This window comes from Streptomyces sp. 142MFCol3.1 (assembly GCF_000424945.1).
GTDB classification, from domain to species: domain Bacteria; phylum Actinomycetota; class Actinomycetes; order Streptomycetales; family Streptomycetaceae; genus Streptomyces; species Streptomyces siamensis.
Genome location: NZ_AUKV01000013.1, coordinates 57,574 through 78,239, shown reverse-complemented (window position 1 = coordinate 78,239; position 20,666 = coordinate 57,574). Strand labels below are relative to the sequence as shown.

At 71.3% G+C, this 20,666-nt stretch carries 18 protein-coding genes; 6 read left to right on the top strand and 12 right to left on the bottom strand.

Going from position 1 to position 20,666, the window contains the following annotated elements; all coding sequences use genetic code 11:
• Positions 1–126 precede the first annotated feature (126 nt).
• Together H305_RS0120365 and H305_RS0120360 are read left to right on the top strand one after the other, a co-directional pair.
• Positions 127–1,683, top strand: a complete 1,557-nt coding sequence (locus tag H305_RS0120365) for an alpha/beta hydrolase (RefSeq protein WP_028802007.1) — start codon at positions 127–129, stop codon at positions 1,681–1,683.
• Between the two features lie 114 nt (positions 1,684–1,797).
• On the top strand, positions 1,798–3,354 hold the full coding sequence (locus H305_RS0120360; protein ID WP_028802006.1) for an alpha/beta hydrolase: 1,557 nt from the start codon (positions 1,798–1,800) through the stop codon (positions 3,352–3,354).
• A 98-nt stretch (positions 3,355–3,452) separates the two neighbouring features.
• On the opposite strand, the gene moeZ is transcribed toward H305_RS0120360, so the two are convergent.
• From moeZ to H305_RS46565, 12 genes are all read right to left on the bottom strand, one after another.
• Positions 3,453–4,631, bottom strand: a complete 1,179-nt coding sequence (gene moeZ / locus H305_RS0120355; RefSeq protein WP_028802005.1) for an adenylyltransferase/sulfurtransferase MoeZ — start codon at positions 4,629–4,631, stop codon at positions 3,453–3,455.
• A gap of 63 nt (positions 4,632–4,694) precedes the next feature.
• Entirely contained in the window at positions 4,695–5,444 is a 750-nt protein-coding gene (locus tag H305_RS0120350; RefSeq protein WP_028802004.1) for a spherulation-specific family 4 protein, read from the bottom strand.
• Positions 5,432–6,391 carry an NAD-dependent epimerase/dehydratase family protein gene (locus H305_RS0120345; protein ID WP_028802003.1) on the bottom strand — a complete coding sequence of 320 codons (960 nt, stop codon included), beginning with the start codon at positions 6,389–6,391 and terminating at the stop codon, positions 5,432–5,434. The genes H305_RS0120350 and H305_RS0120345 overlap by 13 nt, the downstream gene beginning before the upstream one ends.
• 147 nt (positions 6,392–6,538) lie before the next feature.
• Positions 6,539–7,957, bottom strand: a complete 1,419-nt coding sequence (locus tag H305_RS46570; RefSeq protein ID WP_234020974.1) for a hypothetical protein — start codon at positions 7,955–7,957, stop codon at positions 6,539–6,541.
• Complete coding sequence (locus tag H305_RS0120335) at positions 7,954–9,714, bottom strand: DUF3492 domain-containing protein (protein ID WP_028802001.1); 1,761 nt, start codon at positions 9,712–9,714, stop codon at positions 7,954–7,956. Before H305_RS0120335 ends, H305_RS46570 begins: the two co-directional genes overlap by 4 nt.
• Positions 9,715–10,061: 347 nt before the next feature.
• Positions 10,062–11,627, bottom strand: a complete 1,566-nt coding sequence (locus tag H305_RS0120330; RefSeq protein ID WP_028802000.1) for a dipeptide ABC transporter ATP-binding protein — start codon at positions 11,625–11,627, stop codon at positions 10,062–10,064.
• A gap of 239 nt (positions 11,628–11,866) precedes the next feature.
• Positions 11,867–12,895, bottom strand: a complete 1,029-nt coding sequence (locus tag H305_RS0120325; RefSeq protein ID WP_037764707.1) for an ABC transporter permease — start codon at positions 12,893–12,895, stop codon at positions 11,867–11,869.
• Complete coding sequence (locus H305_RS0120320; RefSeq protein WP_028801998.1) at positions 12,892–13,884, bottom strand: ABC transporter permease; 993 nt, start codon at positions 13,882–13,884, stop codon at positions 12,892–12,894. Before H305_RS0120320 ends, H305_RS0120325 begins: the two co-directional genes overlap by 4 nt.
• A 4-nt stretch (positions 13,885–13,888) precedes the next feature.
• Complete coding sequence (locus H305_RS0120315; RefSeq protein ID WP_028801997.1) at positions 13,889–15,607, bottom strand: ABC transporter substrate-binding protein; 1,719 nt, start codon at positions 15,605–15,607, stop codon at positions 13,889–13,891.
• A 174-nt stretch (positions 15,608–15,781) separates the two neighbouring features.
• On the bottom strand, positions 15,782–15,874 hold the full coding sequence (locus H305_RS56075) for an Ms4533A family Cys-rich leader peptide (protein WP_324608112.1): 93 nt from the start codon (positions 15,872–15,874) through the stop codon (positions 15,782–15,784).
• A 56-nt stretch (positions 15,875–15,930) separates the two neighbouring features.
• Complete coding sequence (locus H305_RS0120310) at positions 15,931–17,526, bottom strand: DUF3152 domain-containing protein (RefSeq protein ID WP_028801996.1); 1,596 nt, start codon at positions 17,524–17,526, stop codon at positions 15,931–15,933.
• 8 nt (positions 17,527–17,534) lie between these two features.
• Positions 17,535–18,524 carry an alpha/beta fold hydrolase gene (locus tag H305_RS46565; protein ID WP_051370778.1) on the bottom strand — a complete coding sequence of 330 codons (990 nt, stop codon included), beginning with the start codon at positions 18,522–18,524 and terminating at the stop codon, positions 17,535–17,537.
• A gap of 158 nt (positions 18,525–18,682) precedes the next feature.
• Here H305_RS46565 and H305_RS0120300 point away from each other — a divergent pair, with 158 nt between their 5' ends.
• The 4 genes from H305_RS0120300 (at position 18,683) to H305_RS0120285 (ending at position 20,615) form a co-directional block, all read left to right on the top strand.
• Positions 18,683–18,898, top strand: a complete 216-nt coding sequence (locus H305_RS0120300) for a hypothetical protein (RefSeq protein ID WP_028801995.1) — start codon at positions 18,683–18,685, stop codon at positions 18,896–18,898.
• A 186-nt stretch (positions 18,899–19,084) separates the two neighbouring features.
• Positions 19,085–19,726 (top strand): TetR/AcrR family transcriptional regulator, encoded by a 642-nt coding sequence (locus tag H305_RS0120295; RefSeq protein WP_028801994.1) that lies wholly within the window; start codon positions 19,085–19,087, stop codon positions 19,724–19,726.
• 135 nt (positions 19,727–19,861) lie between these two features.
• Positions 19,862–20,089 carry a DUF3107 domain-containing protein gene (locus H305_RS0120290; RefSeq protein WP_028801993.1) on the top strand — a complete coding sequence of 76 codons (228 nt, stop codon included), beginning with the start codon at positions 19,862–19,864 and terminating at the stop codon, positions 20,087–20,089.
• Positions 20,090–20,345: 256 nt separating this feature from the next.
• Complete coding sequence (locus tag H305_RS0120285) at positions 20,346–20,615, top strand: hypothetical protein (protein ID WP_028801992.1); 270 nt, start codon at positions 20,346–20,348, stop codon at positions 20,613–20,615.
• Positions 20,616–20,666 lie beyond the last annotated feature (51 nt).

Sequence of the window (20,666 nt, the reverse complement as noted above, 5' to 3'; positions counted from 1 at the left end):
CCGCCCTGCTGTCGCGCACAACGCCGTCGTGTGTACCGCGAAGCGCCTGGTCCGAGCGCTGCGGCACACTCACCCACACGGCCCGCGCCCCGCGCGCACCACCCCGCACGACCGCACGATGGGGACATGCCGAACCCTCCCCAGTCGCGCGCCGCTGCCCTGACCCTGACCGCCGTTGTGCTGCTCTCCTTGCTCGCGGGTTGCAGCGACGGGTCGAAGGACAAGCACGGGGACGGGGATCTGACAGCTCAGAGGCTGAGCTGGAAGAAGTGCCCGGCACCCTCCGAGTCCGAGGGCGGGGGGAACGCCCCGTCACCTCTGCCGGGCGGCACCGAGTGGCAGTGCGCCACGATGAAGGCGCCCCTCGACTGGGCCGATCCCAAGGGCGACACGATCGGGCTGGCGCTGATCCGGGCGAAGACGAGCGGCGACCCGAGCAAGCGGATCGGCTCGCTCATCTTCAACTTCGGCGGCCCGGGGGGCTCGGGCGTCACCACGCTGCCCGCCTTCGGCGAGGACTACACCGCCCTGCGCACCCGCTACGACCTGGTGAGCTTCGACCCGCGCGGCGTGGGCCGCAGCGCGGGCGTGACATGCGAGGACGACCAGCAGCTCGACGAGTTCTTCCAGCAGGACGCCACGCCGGACGACGCCGCGGAGCAGAAGGAGTTCCTGCGGAACACCAGGACGTTCAACGCGGCCTGTGAGAAGAACTCCGGCACGATCCTCCCCCATGTGCGCACCACGGACGCGGCCCGGGACATGGACCTGATGCGCCAGGTCCTCGGCGACGCGAAGCTGCACTACTTCGGCATCTCCTACGGGACCGAACTGGGCGGCGTCTACGCCCACCTGTTCCCGAAGAACGTGGGACGCGCGGTGTTCGACGCGGTCGTCGACCCGACGCAGAACCCCGAGCAGAGCTCGCTCGGGCAGGCCAAGGGCTTCCAGCTCGCACTCGACAACTTCGCCAAGGACTGCACCTCCAAGGTCGAGGACTGTCCGATCGGTGACACGCCTCAGAACGTGAAGGACCGCATCGCCGAGCTGCTCAAGGACCTCGAAGTGAAGCCGATCCCCGGCGTCTTCCCCCGCGAACTCACCCAGACCGCGGCGACCAGCGGCATCGCCCAGGCGCTGTACTCCAAGGACTTCTGGGAGTACCTGACCGAGGGTCTCGAGCAGGCCTACGACGGCGACGGCAAGGTGCTCATGCTGCTGTCGGACTCCATGAACGGACGCGACGCGAACGGCCAGTACAGCAATCTCGTCCCGGCGAACATCTCCATCAACTGCGCGGACGACAAGCCGCGCTACACCCCGGACTTCGTGGTGTCGAGGCTGCCGCAGTTCCGGGCCGCCTCACCGCTGTTCGGCGACTATCTGGCCTGGGGCATGGTCAGCTGCACGGACTGGGCCGTGGCGGGCGCCGCCGACCACCCGAACGTCGCCGCCGCCGGCGCGGCGCCCATCCTGGTCGTCGGCAACACCGGCGATCCGGCCACGCCGTACGAGGGCGCCCGGAAGATGGTGGAAGCGCTGGGCAAGGGGGTCGGCGTCGAGCTGACGTACAAGGGTCAGGGGCACGGGGCCTACGACAGCAAGAACAAGTGCGTGCAAGGCGCGGTGAACGGCTATCTGCTGGAGGGAACCATCCCGCCCGCCGGAACCGTCTGTTCGTAGAAAACCGCAGGTCAATGAGTTATCCACAGGCTGTGACGGCTTCGGAGGCCGCCGCCTACTATTGCCTGCATGTGATCCGCGGATCGGGCGGACCACGGGTGAGGGGGGAAGCGCATGGCACGTTTCGCACGGTGGACGGCCGCGGCCGCCGCCGCGTTGCTGGTGGCCGGTTGCAGCAGTGAGTCGTCCGGTGAAGGCGTGGACGAAGGGAAGGGCGGCGACAAGTCGTCGGCCACAGCGCCCTCTTCGGGCACACCGTCGGGGCTGCCCGGCAGACTCACCTCGCAAAAGCTCGACTGGGGCCGCTGCAAGGGCACGTCCGACTCCCCCGCGCCGGGCAGCGGCTGGCAGTGCGCCACGCTCAAGGTCCCGCTGGACTACGCGAAGCCGGACGGCGAGACGATCGGTCTCGCCGTGATCCGCTCGAAGGCGACGGGCGGCTCGGACAAGCGCATCGGCTCGCTCCTGTTCAACTTCGGCGGACCCGGCGGCTCGGGCATCTCCACCATGCCGTCGTACGGCGCGATCGTCGGCTCCCTCCACGAGCGGTACGACCTGGTGAGCTGGGATCCGCGCGGCGTGGCGGCGAGCGAAGGGGTGCGCTGCCGCGGCGACAAGGACATCCAGGCGGCCGAGTCGGTGGACGCCACACCGGACGACGCCACCGAGGAAGCCGCGTACTTCAAGGACGCCACGGACTTCGGCAAGGGCTGCGAGAAGGCCGCGGGCAAGCTCATGTCCCATGTGTCGACCACGGACACGGCACGCGACATGGATCTGATGCGCGAGGTCCTCGGCGACCGCGAGATGCACTACTTCGGCATCTCCTACGGCACCGAACTGGGCGGGGTGTATGCCCACCTGTTCCCGAAGCACGTGGGGCGCCTGGTGCTGGACGCCGTCGTCGACCCGAGTGCCGACACCGTCGGCCACGCCAAGAATCAGACGCTCGGCTTCCAGCGGGCCCTGGACGACTATCTGAAGTCCACGGGCCAGGACCCGAAGCAGGGCTCGCAGAAGATCGTGGACCTGCTGAAGCGCATCGACGCCCGGCCGCTGCCCGCCTCGGGCGGACGCAAGCTCACCCAGACGCTGGCCCTCACCGGCATCGTCCTGCCGCTGTACAGCAAGCAGGGCTGGCCCAACCTCACCAGCGCGCTCAAGGCGGCCGAGGACGGGGACGGTTCGGAACTGCTGACGCTCGCCGACGGTTACAACGAACGCGACCCATCGGGGCACTACGGCACGACGACGCACTCGCAGCGGGTCATATCGTGCCTGGACGACAAGCAGCGGCCGACTCCCGAGGAGACGAGGAAGCTGCTGCCCGAGTTCGAGAAGATCTCGCCCGTCTTCGGCGACTTCATGGGCTGGGACACGGCGGGCTGGTGCCACGACTGGCCGGTGGCCGGCCAGTTCGACAACCCGGAGGTCAGCGCACCGGGTGCGGAGCCGGTCCTGGTCGTCGGCAACACCGGCGACCCCGCGACACCGTACGAGGGCGCCCGCAGGATGGCCGACGAGCTGGGCAAGGACGTCGGTGTGGAGCTCACCTGGAAGGGCGAGGGCCATGGCGCCTACGGCAGCGGGAGCGAGTGCGTGGACTCGACCGTGAACAGGTATCTGCTGGACGGGACCGTGCCGAAGGACGGCAAGGTCTGCGCCTCCTAGGCCGCCTGGTCCGAGGGCACCGGTTCGGGTGCCCTCGGACCACGGCAAGGGGCCCGGCACACAGGGTGCCGGGCCCCACCTCCGAAGAGGGCGTATGCCTAGTAGACCGGCTTGTCGGGCTCGATCTGGTTGACCCAGCCGATCACGCCGCCGCCCACGTGGACCGCGTCGGAGAAGCCCGCGGACTTCAGGACGGCGAGGACTTCCGCACTGCGGACACCCGTCTTGCAGTGCAGGACGATCTTCTTGTCCTGCGGCATGGACTCCAGGGCAGTGCCCATGAGGAACTCGTTCTTCGGGATCAGCTTGGCGCCGGGGATCGAGACGATCTCGTACTCGTTGATCTCACGGACGTCGATGATCTCGATGTTTTCGCCGTCGTCGATCCACTCCTTGAGCTGCTTGGGAGTGATCGTCGAACCGGCCGCCGCTTCCTGGGCCTCCTCGGACACGACGCCGCAGAAGGCCTCGTAGTCGATGAGCTCGGTGACGGTGGGGTTCTCGCCGCAGACGGCGCAGTTCGGGTCCTTGCGGACCTTGACCTGGCGGTACTGCATCTCCAGGGCGTCGTAGATCATCAGTCGGCCGACGAGGGGCTCGCCGGTGCCGGTGAGGACCTTGATCGCCTCGGTGACCTGGATGGAGCCGATCGACGCGCACAGCACGCCCAGCACGCCACCCTCGGCGCAGGAGGGAACCATGCCCGGCGGCGGGGGCTCCGGGTAGAGGCAGCGGTAGCAGGGACCGTGCTCCGACCAGAAGACGGAGGCCTGACCGTCGAACCGGTAGATCGAACCCCACACGTACGGCTTGTTGAGGAGCACGCACGCGTCGTTGACCAGGTAGCGGGTGGCGAAGTTGTCCGTGCCGTCGACGATCAGGTCGTACTGGCTGAAGATGTCCATCACGTTCTCGGCTTCGAGCCGCTCTTCGTGAAGGATCACGTTCACGTACGGGTTGATGCCCAGCACGGAGTCGCGGGCCGATTCGGCCTTGGAACGGCCGATGTCCGACTGGCTGTGGATGATCTGGCGCTGCAGGTTGGACTCGTCGACCTCGTCGAACTCCACGATGCCGAGCGTGCCCACGCCCGCCGCGGCCAGGTACATCAGCGCCGGCGATCCGAGGCCGCCGGCGCCGACACACAGCACCTTGGCGTTCTTCAGCCGCTTCTGCCCGTCCATGCCCACGTCGGGGATGATCAGGTGGCGGGAGTACCTGCGGACCTCGTCTACGGTGAGCTCGGAAGCCGGCTCGACCAGGGGTGGCAGCGACACGGGGGCTCCGTTGGTCGGTCAATCACTACAGTTGTTCTCCCCGTAACACTGCCACGCCCTTCTTCATTCCGAGACACCCGTTCCGATCCGCGAGACGATCTCGTCCCAGTAGCCGGGCATCGTCTCCCAGGGGTCGGCCCGCCCACCGAGATCGGTGCGATCGGTGAAGTAGATCGTCGAAGCACCCTGCCAGCGGGCGATGCGCAGCGCCTCGTCGAGATGACCGCGCGGCACGCCGTGCACCAAGTGGCAGAACAGCTCGGGCGGGTAGTCGGCGGTCCACTCGGCGACCTGGGACCAGCGGTAGTCGCTCCAGGAGCCGGAGAAGGTGACCAACTGGTCGGCGCTCTCCGCGTAGCCGGGATGCGGGTGGGCACCGTGCCCGAGCACGATGTGGGCATCCTCACGGAGCGTCCGGAGCGTGCCGACGGTCCGGCGGACCTCGGCGAGCGCGGTGCGTTGGGTGGGACAGCGGTCGAGGAGGTAGCCGTCGACCTGGTACCAGTCGAGGTAGCGCTGGGCGTCGGAGACCAGTTCGCCGAAGGCGCGCGCGCCGTACGTCGCGTCCAGGCGCCCGAGCACGCGTACGCCCGCGTTGCGCAGCCGCCCGACGGCCTCCAGGCAGTGCGGGTCGGGACGGGTGCCGGGTCCGTTGGACACGTTCAGGGCGACCCAGTGCAAAGGGGCACCGGGCCGGGTGAGTTCGGCCCACTCCAGCGGAGCGACGAGGGGGTGCGCATAGCCGGGGATGCCGAAGCCGACCTTGAGGTCGGTGCTCGCGGTGCCGGCTGCGGTGCTGGTCAGATACGGCATGCCGCCTCCATCCAGATGTCTGCCAGGGATTCCTCGAGGTTGATGCGGGGCCGCCAGCCGAGCCGGTCGCGTGCGGTGCGCACGTCGGCCTGCTGCCAACTGCCGCAGCCGTCCGGGTACGGGTACGCGACCGGGGCCGCGTGGTCCGGTTCGTTGCGGGGGTGGCCGATGGATGTCCTGAGGGGGCCGGGAGGTCCGTCTAGTTCGTGCAGGACGCCGCCGTAGCCGGCGACCCGGGCGAGGACCGCGGCCGCGTCGCGGAGACGTACAGCCCGTCCCGAGCCGATGTTGATCACGCCCTGCGCCGCGGAGAGCGAGGCCGCGTGGACGGCACGGGCGACGTCGCGTACGTCGATGAAGTCGCGCTGGACGCCGAGCCCGCCGAGTTTGAGTTCGCCGTCACCGGACTGCATGGCGCGCCGGAGAGCCTCGGCGAGCCGGCCCAGCGGGGATCCGGCGGGTGTGCCGGGCCCGGCGGGCGAGAAGACCCGAAGGACCACAGCGTCCAGGCCGGAGCCGAGGACCAGTTCGGTGGCGGCGAGCTTGCTGACGCCGTACGGCCCTCCGGGGCGCGGCACGGCGTCCTCGGCGGTGGAGGAGCCGGGCTGGCTGGGCCCGTACTCGGCGCCGCAGCCGATCTGGACGAGCCGTGCCCCGCAGCCGCTGCGGCGGAGGGCCTCGCAGACGGTGGCGACGGCGACGGTGTTGTGCCGGGTCAGTTCGCGAGCGCCTCCGCGGGTGGCGCCGGCACAGTTGATGACGACTCCGGGGTGCACCGCGTCCAGGAAGCGGGTGAGTGCGCCGGGACTGCCCGAGGCGAGGTCGAAGCGGACGTCGGCGTCGTCGCCCCGTCCGAGCGCGGTGAGCTGCACGGCCGGGTCGGCGAGCAGTCTGTCGGCCACGAAGCGGCCGAGGTATCCGTTGGCTCCGATCAGCAGGACCCTCATCGGGCGGCTCCCGGGGCGGATTCTCCGGTTCGGGAGGTGATCATCTGGATTTCTCCTTCAGGTGATGCCGTGGGTCGGGAGAGGGCCCGCGGTGTCGGCCCCGCGGGAGAAGTGGGTCCGTGCGGGTGCCGGGCACGGAAGCGCCGTTCACACCGCCTCGCTGGGCAGTGCGTGGGCGGAGGCCCTGGTCAGGGTGCGCGTCGAGTGGACGAGCAGGACGAACGCCGCCATGCCGCACACCAGAGCCGGTACGGCGCCGGGCCCCCAGGCGTCGACGACGGTCTCGACGGGCGTGGCGAGGAAGGAGCAGCCGGGCAGGCGGCCCGCGAAGACGGTGGCGAGCGCGATCGCCTCGGTGGCTCCGGCGCCGGCGAGCATCACGGCGGGCGCGTGGGTGAAGCCGCGCGCCGTCAGCAGACGGGCGAGCAGGAGCAGGGCGCCGAGGGCACCGGCACCGGCGTAGGCGGGGGGCTCGTCGAGCACCGCCGCGCTCAGGGCGAGCAGTCCGCCGAGGGCGCACAGGAACAGGGTGAACACGCCGAGGAGCAGGGGGCGGACGGTGGTGGCGAACTCGTCGAGGCCGCGGCTGGCGGTCAGTCTGCGACGGGCGCTCACCACGAAGAGCTGCGCACACCAGGCCGCCGGGGCACACGCCGTCGAGAGGGCCAGCACGGGTGCGGTGGCGAGCGGCCAGGGGCCGTCGGGTCCGCCGTCGAGCGCGGCGCTCAGCAGCCCGTCACCGAGGAGGGCGTAGGCGATGAGCCAGCACGTCCAGCCGCGGGTGGCGCCGGTCGTGCGCTGACCGTCGCTCAGGGGGCCGCGGCGCAAGGCGTACCGCAGGCCTAGGGTCACGGCGAGAACGCCGGCCGCGGCCACCGCGAGGCGCGGCCTGCTCTCTGTGGCGCGCAGTCCGAGCGTGGCCGCCAGGCAGAGGACGCCGGGCAGCAGGGCGAGCACCGCCCAGTCGGCGCGCGGACCGGGGCGTTCCGGCTCCTTCGGGCGCGGGGTGTGTTCGCCGTCGCGCGAGGCGCGGGCGTACATCTCCTCGGCGAGCGAGAACACGTCGCGGTGGCGGAATCGGGTAGCCGTCCGGTCGGTCACACCGTGGGCCTCCAGACCGGCGGCGATCTCCAGCGGGTCGACGGCGCGCTCGCAGAGTTCGCGGTGCCGGTGCATGAGCGCTTTCACGGGGTCGGCGGCGCCACGGCGCGCGGTGGGCCTGCGCGCGCCGTCGGTACGACTCGCACTCCCGTCCCTGCCGTTCGCACCACCTTTGCGTTTTCGTTCCCCGGCGCCGCCGCCGTCCCGGTCGGCAGCCTCACCGATGCGGCCCGCGCCGTCGGCGCCTCCCCCGCTCGCACCGCCCGCCTCCCGGCCATTCGCGCCACCCGAGTCCCGGCCACCCGAGTCCCGGTCACTCGCGTCCCGGCCACTCGCACCGCCCGAGTCCTCGACTTCCTCGCTGCCCAAGCCCCCGCCGCCCAGGGCGCCCGGGCCGGCCAGGTCGTCCAGCTCGTGCAGGGTGTGGGGTCCGCTCGATGCGCGCGGTCCGGTCGTCTCGCTCATCGGGCCCCCTCCCCCGCGGGAACGGGAACCGTGGCGCGCACGGGCGCCCCCGCCGCCCAACGCGGCCGCCCCGCGGGCATAGGACGGACCTCGGTCCAGCGGCCCGGCACATGGGCCTCCGCGGGAACTCCGAAGGGCAACGGCTCGCCCTCTTCGTCCACGACCACCCGCCGGACCGGGGAGTGCGAGACGATCTCCAGGTAGATGTCGTGGAAGGCTGCGACGTTCTGCTCGACGGTGAACAGTTCGAGGGCGCGTGCGCGCGCGGCCGCGCCCAGGCGCTCACGGCGCTCAGGGTCACGCAGCAGCGTCACGCACGCCTCGGCGAGCGCCCGCGGATTGCGGGGCGGCACCACCAGCCCCGTACCGCCGATGACCTCGACGACCGCGCCCACGTCCGTGGAGACGGTCGCACGACCGCAGAACATGGCCTCCACGAGACTGATCGGAAAGCCCTCGACGACGCTGGAGAGCACGACGACGGCTCCGGAGGCGTACGCCTCCGCCAGGCTGGGGACCTCGGGACCGCCGATCTCCTCGAAGGACACCGGGTTGTCGCCGACCGCGTGCACGCCCTCCGCCTCGTCGGGGAAGAGCTGGGCGGCCAGCGCCCGGCAGTGGGCCAGATAGGTCGTGCCCTCGGGGCCGTCGGCGGGCGCACCGACGATCCGCAGCCGCGTCTTCGGTTCCTCCTTGCGGATCTCCGCGAAGGAGTGCAGCAGCGAGATCAGGTCCTTGGCGGGTTCGATGCGGCCGACCCACACCAGCGTGTCCGGGTCGGCGCATCCGCTGCCCTCACCCTCCGCGCTCTCTCCCACGTCCGCGAAGCGGGACGCCTCCATCCCGGGGTAGACGGTGCGCAGTTTGGCGCGGTCGGCGCCGCAGCGCTCCTGCCAGCGGCGGGCGTGCGTGTTGCCGGGCGTGATGAGCGCGGCGGCCCGGTAGACCTCGGCGGCGAGCCTGCCGTGGAAGCCGGCGAGCAGGGCGCGTACGGCCGGGCTCTCGCCGACGGTGGCGGAGGCCAGGTAGTGCGCGCGCAACTGCACCCCGTATTCGGTGACCAGCAGGGGCACACCGGCGAAGTGCCGGGCGAGCAGACCGGGCAGCGCCGCGGTGCCGCCCGCCGTGGCGTGGCACAGGTCCACCGAGTCGAGTCCGTCGCCCTCGTACCAGTCCAGCGACAAGGGCCGCAGGGCACGTTCGACATGGGAGGCGAAGGCGAGCAGGTCGGGCACGCGGGCCGTGCGGGCGGTACGCAGCGCGCCGGGTGCACGGCAGGCGCGTTCCAGTGCGCGCACGGCACCCTCCGAACGCAGGGCGCCGGCGAGACCGCCCTCGTCCCGGGCGAGTTCCCCGAGGGCGTAGAGCGCGCTGCCGAAACGGTCCGCCTCAACACCGCCTGAGGCCGCCGGGCCGTCGTGGGGTCCCGCGCCGCCACCGAGTGCCGAGCCGTCGAGAGCCCCCGGCCCCTCGCACACGGCCGCCGCCAGCTCTCCGTAGGCGTCGGCGAAGCGTCGCCGCGCCCGGCGTCCGTACACCACCCCGTCGTCCTCGACGGTCCACAGTGGCGCTGTCCGCACCCTGCTGACCTGCGGCGGCAGCTGGATCCAGCCCTCGTCCTCCTGGCGCTCGCTGCGGCTTAGCGCGTAGATGTCGAACTCGTGCTGCCCGAGCCCGCGTACGAGCCGGTCGCACCAGAGTCTGGCGTCACCGCTCACATACGGATAGCCACCCTCCGTAAGCAGTCCGATGCGCACGACCACACCCCCGATCTCCCATATGGGGAGCCGCCGTTGACCCGGCGGCTCACAGCGGGAAGAACGTATGCGGACATGACGGTGGCGCGACGGACGGTTGTCCATCGCACCACCAAAAGGGGTGAACGGTCGTAACTTTCCCGCGCAGGCCGCGTTCTGTCGCGCTAAGAGATCATGCGACTACGCTTCGTCGTCACGCATGCCTGGCCGTACGTGCCACCGACGCCGCTCGGACCGCACCGCGCGCGGCACGTGCCGACTGCGCCGCTCGCACCGCACCCCCCGCCTGCCGACGGCGCAGGCCGACCGCGCCGCTCGAACCGCACCACGCATGCCGACCCTGCGGCTCAGACCGTCGCCGGCTCCCCGCGGGCGGCACGGCGCCGTGCCGCGACCTCCGGGTCGAGCGCCGGTACGGCGGCGAGCAGTTGCTCGGTGTAGGGGTCCCGGGGGGACTCGTACACCTCGTCGGCGGGCCCGTACTCGACGATCCGGCCGCGCCGCATCACCGCCACCCGGTCGCTGACCTGGCGCACGACCGCGAGGTCGTGCGCCACGAAGACCAGCGCGAGCCCCAGTTCGCGCTGAAGCTCACCGAGCAGGGCGACCACTTGGGCCTGGGTGGTGACGTCGAGCGCGGAGACCGGTTCGTCGCACACGATGGCGCGCGGCTCCGCGGCGAGGGCTCGCGCGATGCCGACCCGCTGCCGCTGCCCGCCGCTGAACTCGTGCGGGTACCGGTCGTAGTGGTCCGGGTCGAGGCCGACGCGTGCCAGCAGCTCCCGCACGCGCCCCCTGATCCGGCCCTCGTCGCGTTCGCCGCGGGCCCGCAGCGGGTCGGCGATCGACTCGCCCACGCTGCGCCGGGGGTTGAGGGAGGACACCGGGTCCTGGAAGACCATCTGCACCGAAGGGCTCACGCCGGTCTGCTCGCGCCCTTCGTGGCGGACCGTGCCGGCGGTGGGCTCCAGGAGCCCGACCAGCATCCGTCCCAGCGTGGTCTTCCCGCTGCCGCTCTCGCCGACGACGCCGAGGGTCTCGCCCCGGCGGACCGTCAGCGACACGTCGTCGACGGCGGCGAAACGCAGCTTCCCCGTGCCGAACTCGCGTCGCAGCCCCACCGCTTCGAGGACGGTCTCGTCGCCGACGTCGCCCTCGGTGACGCGTGGAGCGTCCACCCGCGGGACGGCACCGAGCAGTTCACGCGTGTACGTGTCCCGGGGCGCCCCGAGAACGGTTTTGACCGGGCCGTGCTCGACGGCGCGCCCGTGGCGCATGACGAGGATCTCGTCCACGCTCTCGGCCGCGACCCCCACGTCGTGCGTGACGAGCAGCAGCCCCATGCCGGTCTCCTCGCGCAGGGTGTGCAGCAGGTCGAGGATCTGGGCCTGGACGGTCACATCGAGGGCCGTGGTCGGCTCGTCGGCGATCAGCAGGTCGGGCCGGCAGGCCAGAGCCATGGCGATCAGGGTGCGCTGGCGCATTCCGCCGCTGAACTCGTGCGGACGCGAACGGGCGCGACGGGCCGCGTCCGGTATGCCGACGCGGTCGAGCACCTCGACGGCACGCGCGCGTGCCGCTCGCCGTGACGCCCTGGTGTGCACGCGGTACACCTCGGCGATCTGGTCGCCGACCGCTTGGTACGGGTCGAGGGACGACAGCGGGTCCTGGAAGACCATGGCGGCCTTCCCGCCCCGCAGCCGCCGCAGTTCGTCTTCAGAGGCCGCCAGTACGTCCACGCCGGCCACCCGCACCGTGCCGCCGACCCGCGCTCCCGTGCCCCGGTGCAGCGCCAGCAGGGCCGACGCCACGGTGGACTTGCCGGACCCGGACTCGCCGACGAGTCCCAGCGCGGCTCCCCGTTCCAGCCGGAAGGAGAGCCCGTCGACGGCGCGCAGGTCCCCGAACGCCACGGAGAGGTCGGTGACCTCGACGAGGCTCCCCCCGCCCGGAGCGGCGAAACCGGACCCGTCACCGACTTCGGCGAGACCGCCCCCGCCCGCACCACGGCCGCCACCGGCGGCACTCGATCCGCCGTCACGGGCGGCACCCGACCCACCGCCCCGGGCGGCAGGCAGCCCACCGTCCCCGACAGCAGGCAGCCCACCGTCCCCGACGGCACGCAGCACGCCGTCGTCGGCTTCCGCAGGACTCACGACAGCACCACCCGTCGGTCGGCCACCGCGAACAGCACGTCCGCGACGGCGTTGGCCAGGACCACGAAGAAGCCGGTGACCAGCACCATGCCGACCACCACCGGCAGGTCGACGACGGTCACCGCGTGCACGAGTTCGCGCCCGAGCCCCGGAAGACCGAACAACGTCTCGGAGAGCACGGCACCGCCGATCGCCGACCCGAAGTCGTTGGCGCTCAGTGCGATGACCGGCGCCACGGCGCCCCGCAGGGCGTGCCGCCCGATGATCGAGCGCTCGCCCACTCCGTACGCGCGGAAGGTGCGGACGTGGTCCTCCGCGAGCGTCTCCAGCATGGAGGCCCGGGTCAGGCGGGCGTACTTGGCGGACTCGATCAGCGCCAGCGACAGCCAGGGCAGCAGCAGGTTCCACGCCCACTGCTCAGGGTCCTCGGTGAAGGGCACGTACTGCGGGAAGGGCAGCAGCTGCAACTGTCCGCAGACGACGATCATCAGCACCAGGCCGATGACGAAGACGGGGGTGGCCGTGCCGGCGAGGGTGACGGCGGTCAGCGCCCGCTCGGTGAACCGGCCGCGCCGCCAGGCGGACAGCACACCGGTGCCGACGCCGAGGATCAGCCACAGCACCATCGCGCCGAGCACGAGCGAGAAGGTGACCGGCAGCTTCGCCCAGATCAGCTGGGTGACCTGCTGGCCGCTCTGGTAGGAGACGCCGAGGCAGGGCGCGCCGCAGTGCTGCACCGACGTGCCGGTCGAGTAGTCCTGGCCGGCGAAGACGCCCTGGAGGAAGTGCCAGTAGCGCACGTACAGCGGGTCGTCGAGCCTCAACTGATCGGCGACCTGGTGCACCTGGGCGGGTGAGCAGCGCGGGCCGCAGGTGATCTGCGCGACGTCGCCGGGCGCGACGTAGAAGACGAGGTAGATGATGACGGAGATCGCGAACAGGGTGACGACGGCCCCGACCAGGCGCCGCAGCGCGAAGCCCGGGAACCCGGCGAGTGAACCGCTCAGCCCTTTGAGGACGCTCATGCCCTGGCCTCCCGCCTGCGTCCCGTACCGATGCGCAGTCGTGAGGCGGCGCGCGGGTCGAGTGCGGTGCGCACCCCGTCGCCGAGCACGGTCAGCGCGAGCACGGTGACGAACAGCGCGCCGGCCGGCAGCAGCAGGTACTGAGGGGCCGCCTGGTACCAGATGTCGGCCGCGGTGAGCATCTGTCCCCAGGACGGCGTCGGCGGCTTCACGCCGACGCCGAGGAAGCTGAGCGCCGCCTCGACGGTGATGTTCGCGGGGACGAGGAGGGCGGCGTAGGTGATGACGGGCGCGGCCAGCGCGGGCAGCAGCTCGCGGCGGGCGACGCGCCGGGCGCCCCAGCCGCTGAGCCGGGCGGCGGCCACGTAGTCGAGCTCCTTGAGGGTCAGCGTGTGGGCACGGACGATCTTCGCGATCGAACCCCACGCCACCAGACCGATGATGAGCGCCACGAGCACGGGCCGCGGGAAGCTGCTGGGGACGATCGCGAGCAGCGCGAGGGACATGATCATCAGCGGCATGGCGACGATGACGTCCGTGGCCCGGCTGAGCAGCTGGTCGACCCACCGGTTCCCCAGGCCGGCCGCGACCCCCACCACGACGCCGATGAGGACCTGGACGAGCGTGGCCGCGAGCGCGACACCGAGCGAGACGCGGGCGCCGTACACGAGGCGGGCGAAGAGATCGCGGCCCGTCTGCGGTTCGACGCCGAGCCAGTGGTCGCCGCCGATGCCGCCGAGCGGGCCGACGGGCACACCGCCGCGCGCGGAGTCCACGAGTGAGGGGTGATAGGTGGTCGGGTCCTGGCCCTCGATCGCGGTGAGCAGCGGCGCCGCGAGCGCGATCAGGACGAGCAGCGCGACGACGCCCGCCGCGACGAGGGCGGCGCGCTGCGCTCGCAGCCGCCGCCAGAACTGACGGGCCCCCGAGGCCCCCGGGACGGAGGAGTCCGTCCCGGGGGCCTGAGAGGCGACAAGTGCCTCGCTCACGGTGCTACTTCACCGCGACCTGGGAGATGTCCAGCACGCCGGTCCAGTCGCTGATCACGATGTTCTTGACGTCCTTGCCGTACAGGCGCTTGTAGACGGGGTGGAACAGCGGCACGGTCAGCGCCTGCTCGCCGATCTTCTTGTCCAGGGCGCCCCAGCGCCGGGCGGCCTGGTCGAGGTCGGTCAGCTTGTTGATCGCGTCGATCTCGGCGTTGACCGACTTGTCGTCGAGGAAGCCGGTGTTGAAGTTGGCGCCGTCCTCGACGATCTGGCGGCCGTCGAAGATGGGGGCCAGGAAGGGACCGCCGGAGGGCCAGTCGGCGCCCCAGTGGGCGAGGAAGAGGCCGGGCTCGGTCTTGGCGCTGTGGATCTTGTCGCTGTAGTCGTTGTCCTCGAGGCCCTGGAGCTTGACGGTGATCCCGGCCTTCTTCAGGGCGTCCTGGAGGGCCGTGGCGATCTCAGGGCTGGTCTCGAAGTCCTTGCTGTTGGAGTGCGTGAGCGTGATGGTCAGGCCGTTCTTGTAGCCCGCCTTCTTCAGCAGCTCCTCGGCCTTGGCCGGGTTGCCGGACCTGCCCGCCGGGAAGTGGTCGTACGGCGTGTAGCCGAAGGACTTCTGGTCGGGCAGGTAGGTGGTCGCGGGCTCGGCGAGCGACGAGCCGCCGGCCGCGTTGATCACCGAGGTGCGGTCCACGGCGTACGAGATCGCCTGGCGGACCTTCGGGTTGTCGAACGGCTTCACCTTCGGGTTGAAGGCGAGGTAGTTGGTGTAGCCGAAGTGACCGGTGCCGACGCGCGCGGCCAGGGCCTTGTCGCCGGACACCTTGGCGAGCTCGGCCGGGCCGAGGTTGGTGTCCGTGGTGACGGCGGCGGCGTCCGCTCCCTGAGACGCGGAGAGCCGCTGGTTGATCACGGACGAGTCCAGGCCGGACCGTACGTCGATCTTGTCCGGGTAGGCCTTGCGCTCGGCGTCGGTCGACGCGGACCAGTGGGTGTTGCGCTCCAGGACGAGCCGCTCGCCGTCGTTCTCGTTCTTGACGACCTTGTACGGGCCGGAGGAGACGGGGTGCTCCTCGTACTTCGTGCCGGTGTCCTTGGCCTTCGGGACGGGCGTGAACTGCGTCTGCGTGGCGAGGTAGGGGAACTCGCCCTCGGGCTTGTCGAGGTGGAAGACGATCGTCAGGTCGTCGGGCGTCTCGATCGAGTCGAGGCCCTTCTTGTCCTTGTAGGGACCCTGGTAGTCGGCGCCGCCGATCAGCCAGTCCCGCAGGTAGGGGGCGCCGCCGGAGAGTTCGGCGGCGAAGGAGCGCTCGATGCCGTACTTGATGTCGGCGGAGGTGATGGGCGTGCCGTCCTCGTACTTGAGGCCCTTCTTCAGGGTGTACGTCCACACGGTCGCGTTCTTGCTCGGGCGGCCGGTGTCGGTGGCGAGGTCGGGGACGACCTGGGCGCCGGCCGCACCGTTCTCGCGGTTGCGCGTGGTGAGGGTGCGGAAGACGAGCGAGGGGACGTTGCCGCCGCCGGAGGTGTAGAGCCGCGCCGGGTCGAAGTCTTCCTGCGGGTTGGCGTTCAGGACGGTGAGGGTGCCGCCCTTGTGCGGCTCGGAGTCGGCACCGGCGCTGTTGGCATCGTTGTCCTTCGGCCCGCACGCGGCGGCGCCCGCTGCCACGACCAGGCTGACGGATGCCGCGGCCACGCGGCGCGCTATGACGGACGGATGACGCATCGGAAGACGACCTCTCGAATGGTGAGACTGATTGACGCAATGTGAGACGGAAGAGCGCAGAGTTCACCCAGGGCGTCAGGCGTCGGTGTCCGACCGGACCGCGCACGTCACAGAGGACGGCACACGGAAAAGGAGTAACGAGAGGGAGAGCGACGCACTCGCCGGGGGCGGGCGTCAGCGACAGTGAATGTCGGCCACGCAGAGTGCGGTCACGCCGATCAGCGCCAGCTCAATGGCGGCGCGGGCGGAGACGTGACGAGGCGACATGCGGAGAAATATGAACGAACTTTCGCCGCATGTCAATGTGACCTGTGGGCCTGCTGTCAACTCCTGGGATACACCCAGGGGTTGGCCTTGCAGTGGATCCCGTCGTGGTCGAGGAACTTGGTCTGCTGCTGCATCACGGGTGCGAGTTCACCGTCCTTGTCGCAGCTGACGTGGCCGTATCCGAGCCGGTGGCCGACCTCGTGGTTGATCAGCATCTGCCGGTAGGAGTGAATTCGATCGCCATAGGTCTCGGAGCCCTGCGCCCAGCGATAGGCGTTGATCATGACCCGCTCGGTCGAGGCCGAGTCGCACGACACGTTGTCCTCGGTCGTGTCGAGCCCGGACTTCGCGCACCACGTGGCGGTGGTGCCCGGGCTCGCGAGCGTGATGACGAAGTCGGGCTTGCCGGACGAGATCCGCTCGAAGGTGCGGGCGCCTCCGTGGGCCCAACTCCGCTTGTCGTTCAGGGTCTTCTGCACGGCCTGCGCGAAGAGCTCGGCGTCGAGGCCGAGGCCCCGCTCGACGTCGACGCGATAGGTGTACTTGCGTCCCTTGCCCGGCGCCTTGTCGGAGCCGGGGACGGTGTCGAACTTCCCCGAGCCCTTGAGCGTCGCGCCGAGCGCGTACGTCCTGGCCATCTTCTGGTCGTACGTCAGCGCCACCGCGCTGGGTGCCCCTGCCGGGGTCGGCCGGTCGTCGCCGCGCGAGGCGGGGTCGTGCGTCTGGCGGTCGCCACCGGTGGACCGGGCGTGCGCGCTGGCGTCCTGCCGCCCGGAGACGACCTGTCCGGCCACCACGACGGCCAGCACGGTGGTGACGGCTGCCGCCGCGATGCCGGTGAACGCGCGCCCCTTGCCCCCCTTGCCCTGCGCCTTCTCCTCGGTCTCCGGCAGCGGGCTCTCGCCGGTCTCCGCGTCCCGTGCGTCCCAGTCGGTGACGGAGCCGTACGGGTCGGCGCGGTGGGCTTCCTCGCCCCGGGTCGCGAAGGTGCCGGCGCGCGGTGCGAAGACATCGCGGTCCTCGTCCCCGTCGGCATCGAACGCGTCGATGTACGCCTGGCGGGGCGTGGCGCCCGGCTCCTGGCGCTGACGGGGGATCCGGGGACCCGCGGGACCGGGTGGCGCGCCGTGGGGCGCACCCTGCGGTGCCCCGCTCGGGGCACCGGGCGTCCCGGGGCTCCCGAACTCGCCCCAGCCACCCCCGGCTTCACGCTGCTCGGGATGGCCACCGCGCACGCGGGGGACACCGTGGGCGGGGGTACCGCCGGAGAACCGCGGCACACCGTGCGCGGGAGTCCCGTCCGAGAATCGCGGCACACCCCGCGCGGGAGTCCCGTCCGGAAAACGCGGCACACCCTGCGCCGGAGTCCCGTCCGGAAAACGCGGCACACCCCGCGCCGGAGTCCCGTCCGGAAAACGCGGCACACCCCGCGCGGGAGTCCCGTCCGTCGCGGGCTGTGGGCCCGGTGCCCCCTGCGGCGGAATCCCCCCGCGACGGGGGGACGGGAAACCGGGGCCCCGGGCCGCCGTCGGTGCGGTCCCCGGGGCGGCACCCCGTGCGCGACCCGCCTCCTGCGGGGGAACCGGGGGCACCGCGGGTATCGCGGAGGTGTCGCTCTTGTCGGGCCGCCCCCGACGACTGTGACGTCCCACGCCCCGCCTCAGCTTCCCGCGCCGGCGCCGGACGGGGAGGGCTGCTCGCCCGCGTCGGCGAGAAGTTCACGGAACGCGGTGGCCACCGTCTCCGGGTACTCCATCATCGCCACGTGCCCCGCGTCCGGCAGGGACAGCAGCCGGGAGTCGCGGAAGGCGCGGGCCGCACGCTGGGCCATGCGGTAGCCGACGAGCTGGTCCCGGCCCCCGTAGACGAGGAGGGTCGGCGCGAGCACCCGCTCGGCCTGCCGCCACAGTCCGTGCTGGCCGCCGAGCGTGTACGCGTTCACCAGACCGCGGGACGAGCGGGCCATGGCGTCCCAGAAATAGGGGAGGGCGAGTCTCCGCTCCATCTCCTCCACCGCGTGCCGGAACCCCTCCGGCGTCACGATGCCGGGGTCGCCGTAACAAAGGGCCATCACCCCCCGGACGCGCTGCTCGGCGCTCCAGTCCTTGGTGAGTCTGGTGAAGAGCCCCGCCACTCCGGGCAGGGCCAGCAGCGCGGTCGGCCACGCGGTGCGCTGCGCGCGGATCTCCGGCAGCGCGGGCGAGACCAGGGTGAGCGTGCGGACGAGGTCGGGGCGGACGGCCGCGACGCGCGTCGTGACGGCGCCGCCGAGCGAGTTGCCGAAGAGGTGCACGGGGCCGCGCTCGGCCGCGTCCAGGTAGCGGATCACCGCGCGCGCGTGCGCCGTGACGGAGTAGTCCCCGTCGTCGGGCGGCGGGGAATCGCCGAACCCGGGCAGGTCGAGGGCCTCGCTGTCCACGAGCCCGTCGAGGAGCGGCATCAGTCCCGACCAGTTCTGCGAGGAACCGCCGAGGCCGTGCACGTACAACGCGGCAGGCAGGCCCTTGCGCGTCGCCGGTCTCGACCGCACGCTCAGGGTGATGCCCGGAAGGCCGACCGATCGCAGCCGCTCCCCGTCCGCGACCCTGACGGCGCCGACACGGGGCGTGACGGTGGTGGCCAGCGCGTGCGGCAGCTCGGTCGAAGACATGCGGCAATGTTACGAGACGATCACGCAGTGGTTCATGTGTTCGCCGTCACAGATGGCGTGCGGATCGCATAGCGTCCGGATCTCGTGTCTCCTAGGCTTCAGACGAGGGCACTCGTACGCGTACGGCAACGCACGCGCACCGTTCGGGAAGAGGAATCATGACAGTCGACCCGACAGACCCCGGGACGTTCGACGACCAGTTCCGGGAGATCCTCGACGAGGAAGCCCCGGAGGCCGACACCGCTGAGCAGCGCACCGAGCTGGACCCTGTGGAAGAGGTGGCCGCACCTCCGGGCGACCCCCTCAACGCCAACGAGGCCGATCTCGCCGAACAGGCCAGGGTCGTACAGCTGAACGAGGACGACTACCGGTGACGGGACGCCGCTGACCAGGGAAGTCGCGGTGAGATGGAGTGCATCTCACCCGATTCGGGCCGTTCTGCGCGCTATCGGTCGCGTCCGGTCCGTGAAATTCTGCGCTCGCACCGCGCACAGCACGGTTACCGAAAAGTACGATGGCCGCGCGGCGCACACCGCATGTGGACGATTTTGGGAGGCGGCGTGACAGCCATCGAGCAGACAGAGGCGGCACGCCCGCGGGGCACTCGCCTGCCGCGCCGGGCACGGCGCAACCAGCTCCTCGGCGCCGCCCAGGAAGTGTTCGTCGCGCAGGGGTACCACTCGGCCGCAATGGACGACATCGCCGAGCGCGCGGGCGTCAGCAAGCCGGTCCTCTACCAGCACTTCCCGGGCAAGCTCGACCTTTACCTCGCTCTGCTGGACCAGCACTGCGAGTCGCTGCTCCAGGCCGTGCGGACGGCGCTCGCGTCGACGACGGACAACAAGCTGCGCGTGCGCGCCACGATGGACGCCTACTTCGCGTACGTCGAGGACGACGGCGGCGCCTTCCGGCTGGTCTTCGAGTCGGACCTGACCAACGAGCCCGCGGTCCGCGAGCGCGTGGACAAGGTCACGCACGAGTGCGCGGAGGCGATCTGCGACGTCATCGCCGAGGACACCGGTCTCTCGCGCGCCGAGTCGATGCTCCTCGCCTCGGGTCTCGGCGGACTCGCCCAGGTGGTGGCCCGCTCCTGGCTGCACAGTGACCGCAGTGTCCCGCGCGACCAGGCGGTCCAGCTGCTGACCTCGCTGGCCTGGCGGGGCATCGCCGGCTTCCCGCTGCACGGCACGGATCATCACTGACCGCCATTTTGTTCCCGTCCCCTGTTCGCTCCTGGCGTTCTCGGGCGGAGCGTGTACGTCCCCTCACCGGGCTAATGTGTGCTGCGTACGGCGCGTACGGACGCGCACATCACTGACCGTCGGAGGGACAAAGCCGTGGAGGTCAAGATCGGCGTGCAGCACGCGCCCCGCGAGATCGTTCTGGAGAGCGGTCAGACCCCGGAAGAGGTCGAGCGCGCGGTGTCCGAGGCGCTGGCCGGCAAGTCGCAGCTGCTGAGCCTCGTGGACGACCACGGCCGCAAGGTCCTGGTTCCGGCCGACCGCCTCGCGTACGTGGAGCTCGGCGAGCCCACCCAGCGCAAGGTGGGATTCAGCGCGCTGTAGTTCGGCGAGCGGAAGCGTCAAGGGCCCGGTGACGACGTCACCGGGCCCTTGCTCGTGCCGCCGCCGCACCCGTTCCGCCTGCTCCGCTCAGCCGGCGACGCCCTGGCCGCGACGGGTGTGCGCGGTGGTGCGGGCAGGGTCGTGACAGTCCCGCCCGGAGCACGGATCGATCATTGGGGAGGGTTGCATTCCGCACGTCACGGGTAGGACCGCCTACGACCGATTTGCACCCGGCCGTGCGGGAGGGACCCCCACCATGCTGTTGGAAACGCTCGGCTCCGCGTTGCTCGGTTTCGCACTGGCGTGGGCGGCCGCGTACCGCCTGCCGCACCGGCTGCCCGCCCGCAGTCTGGTGCTTTCGACCGGAGTGGCCGGAGCCCTGTTCGGTGCCTTCCTGACGCACACCGCTCTGGGCGCCGGCCACTTCCTGGTGATCCTGCTCGGCGCGGCCGCCGTCTCCGCGGCCCTGCTGTCCCTGCTGCTCCGTCCGGCGGAAAGATTTCGACGCCGCTCGGCGACGGCGTGACCCACTGCGCAAGGCACGCAGCGACGCGCTGGGCCATGCCCGGGACCGGGC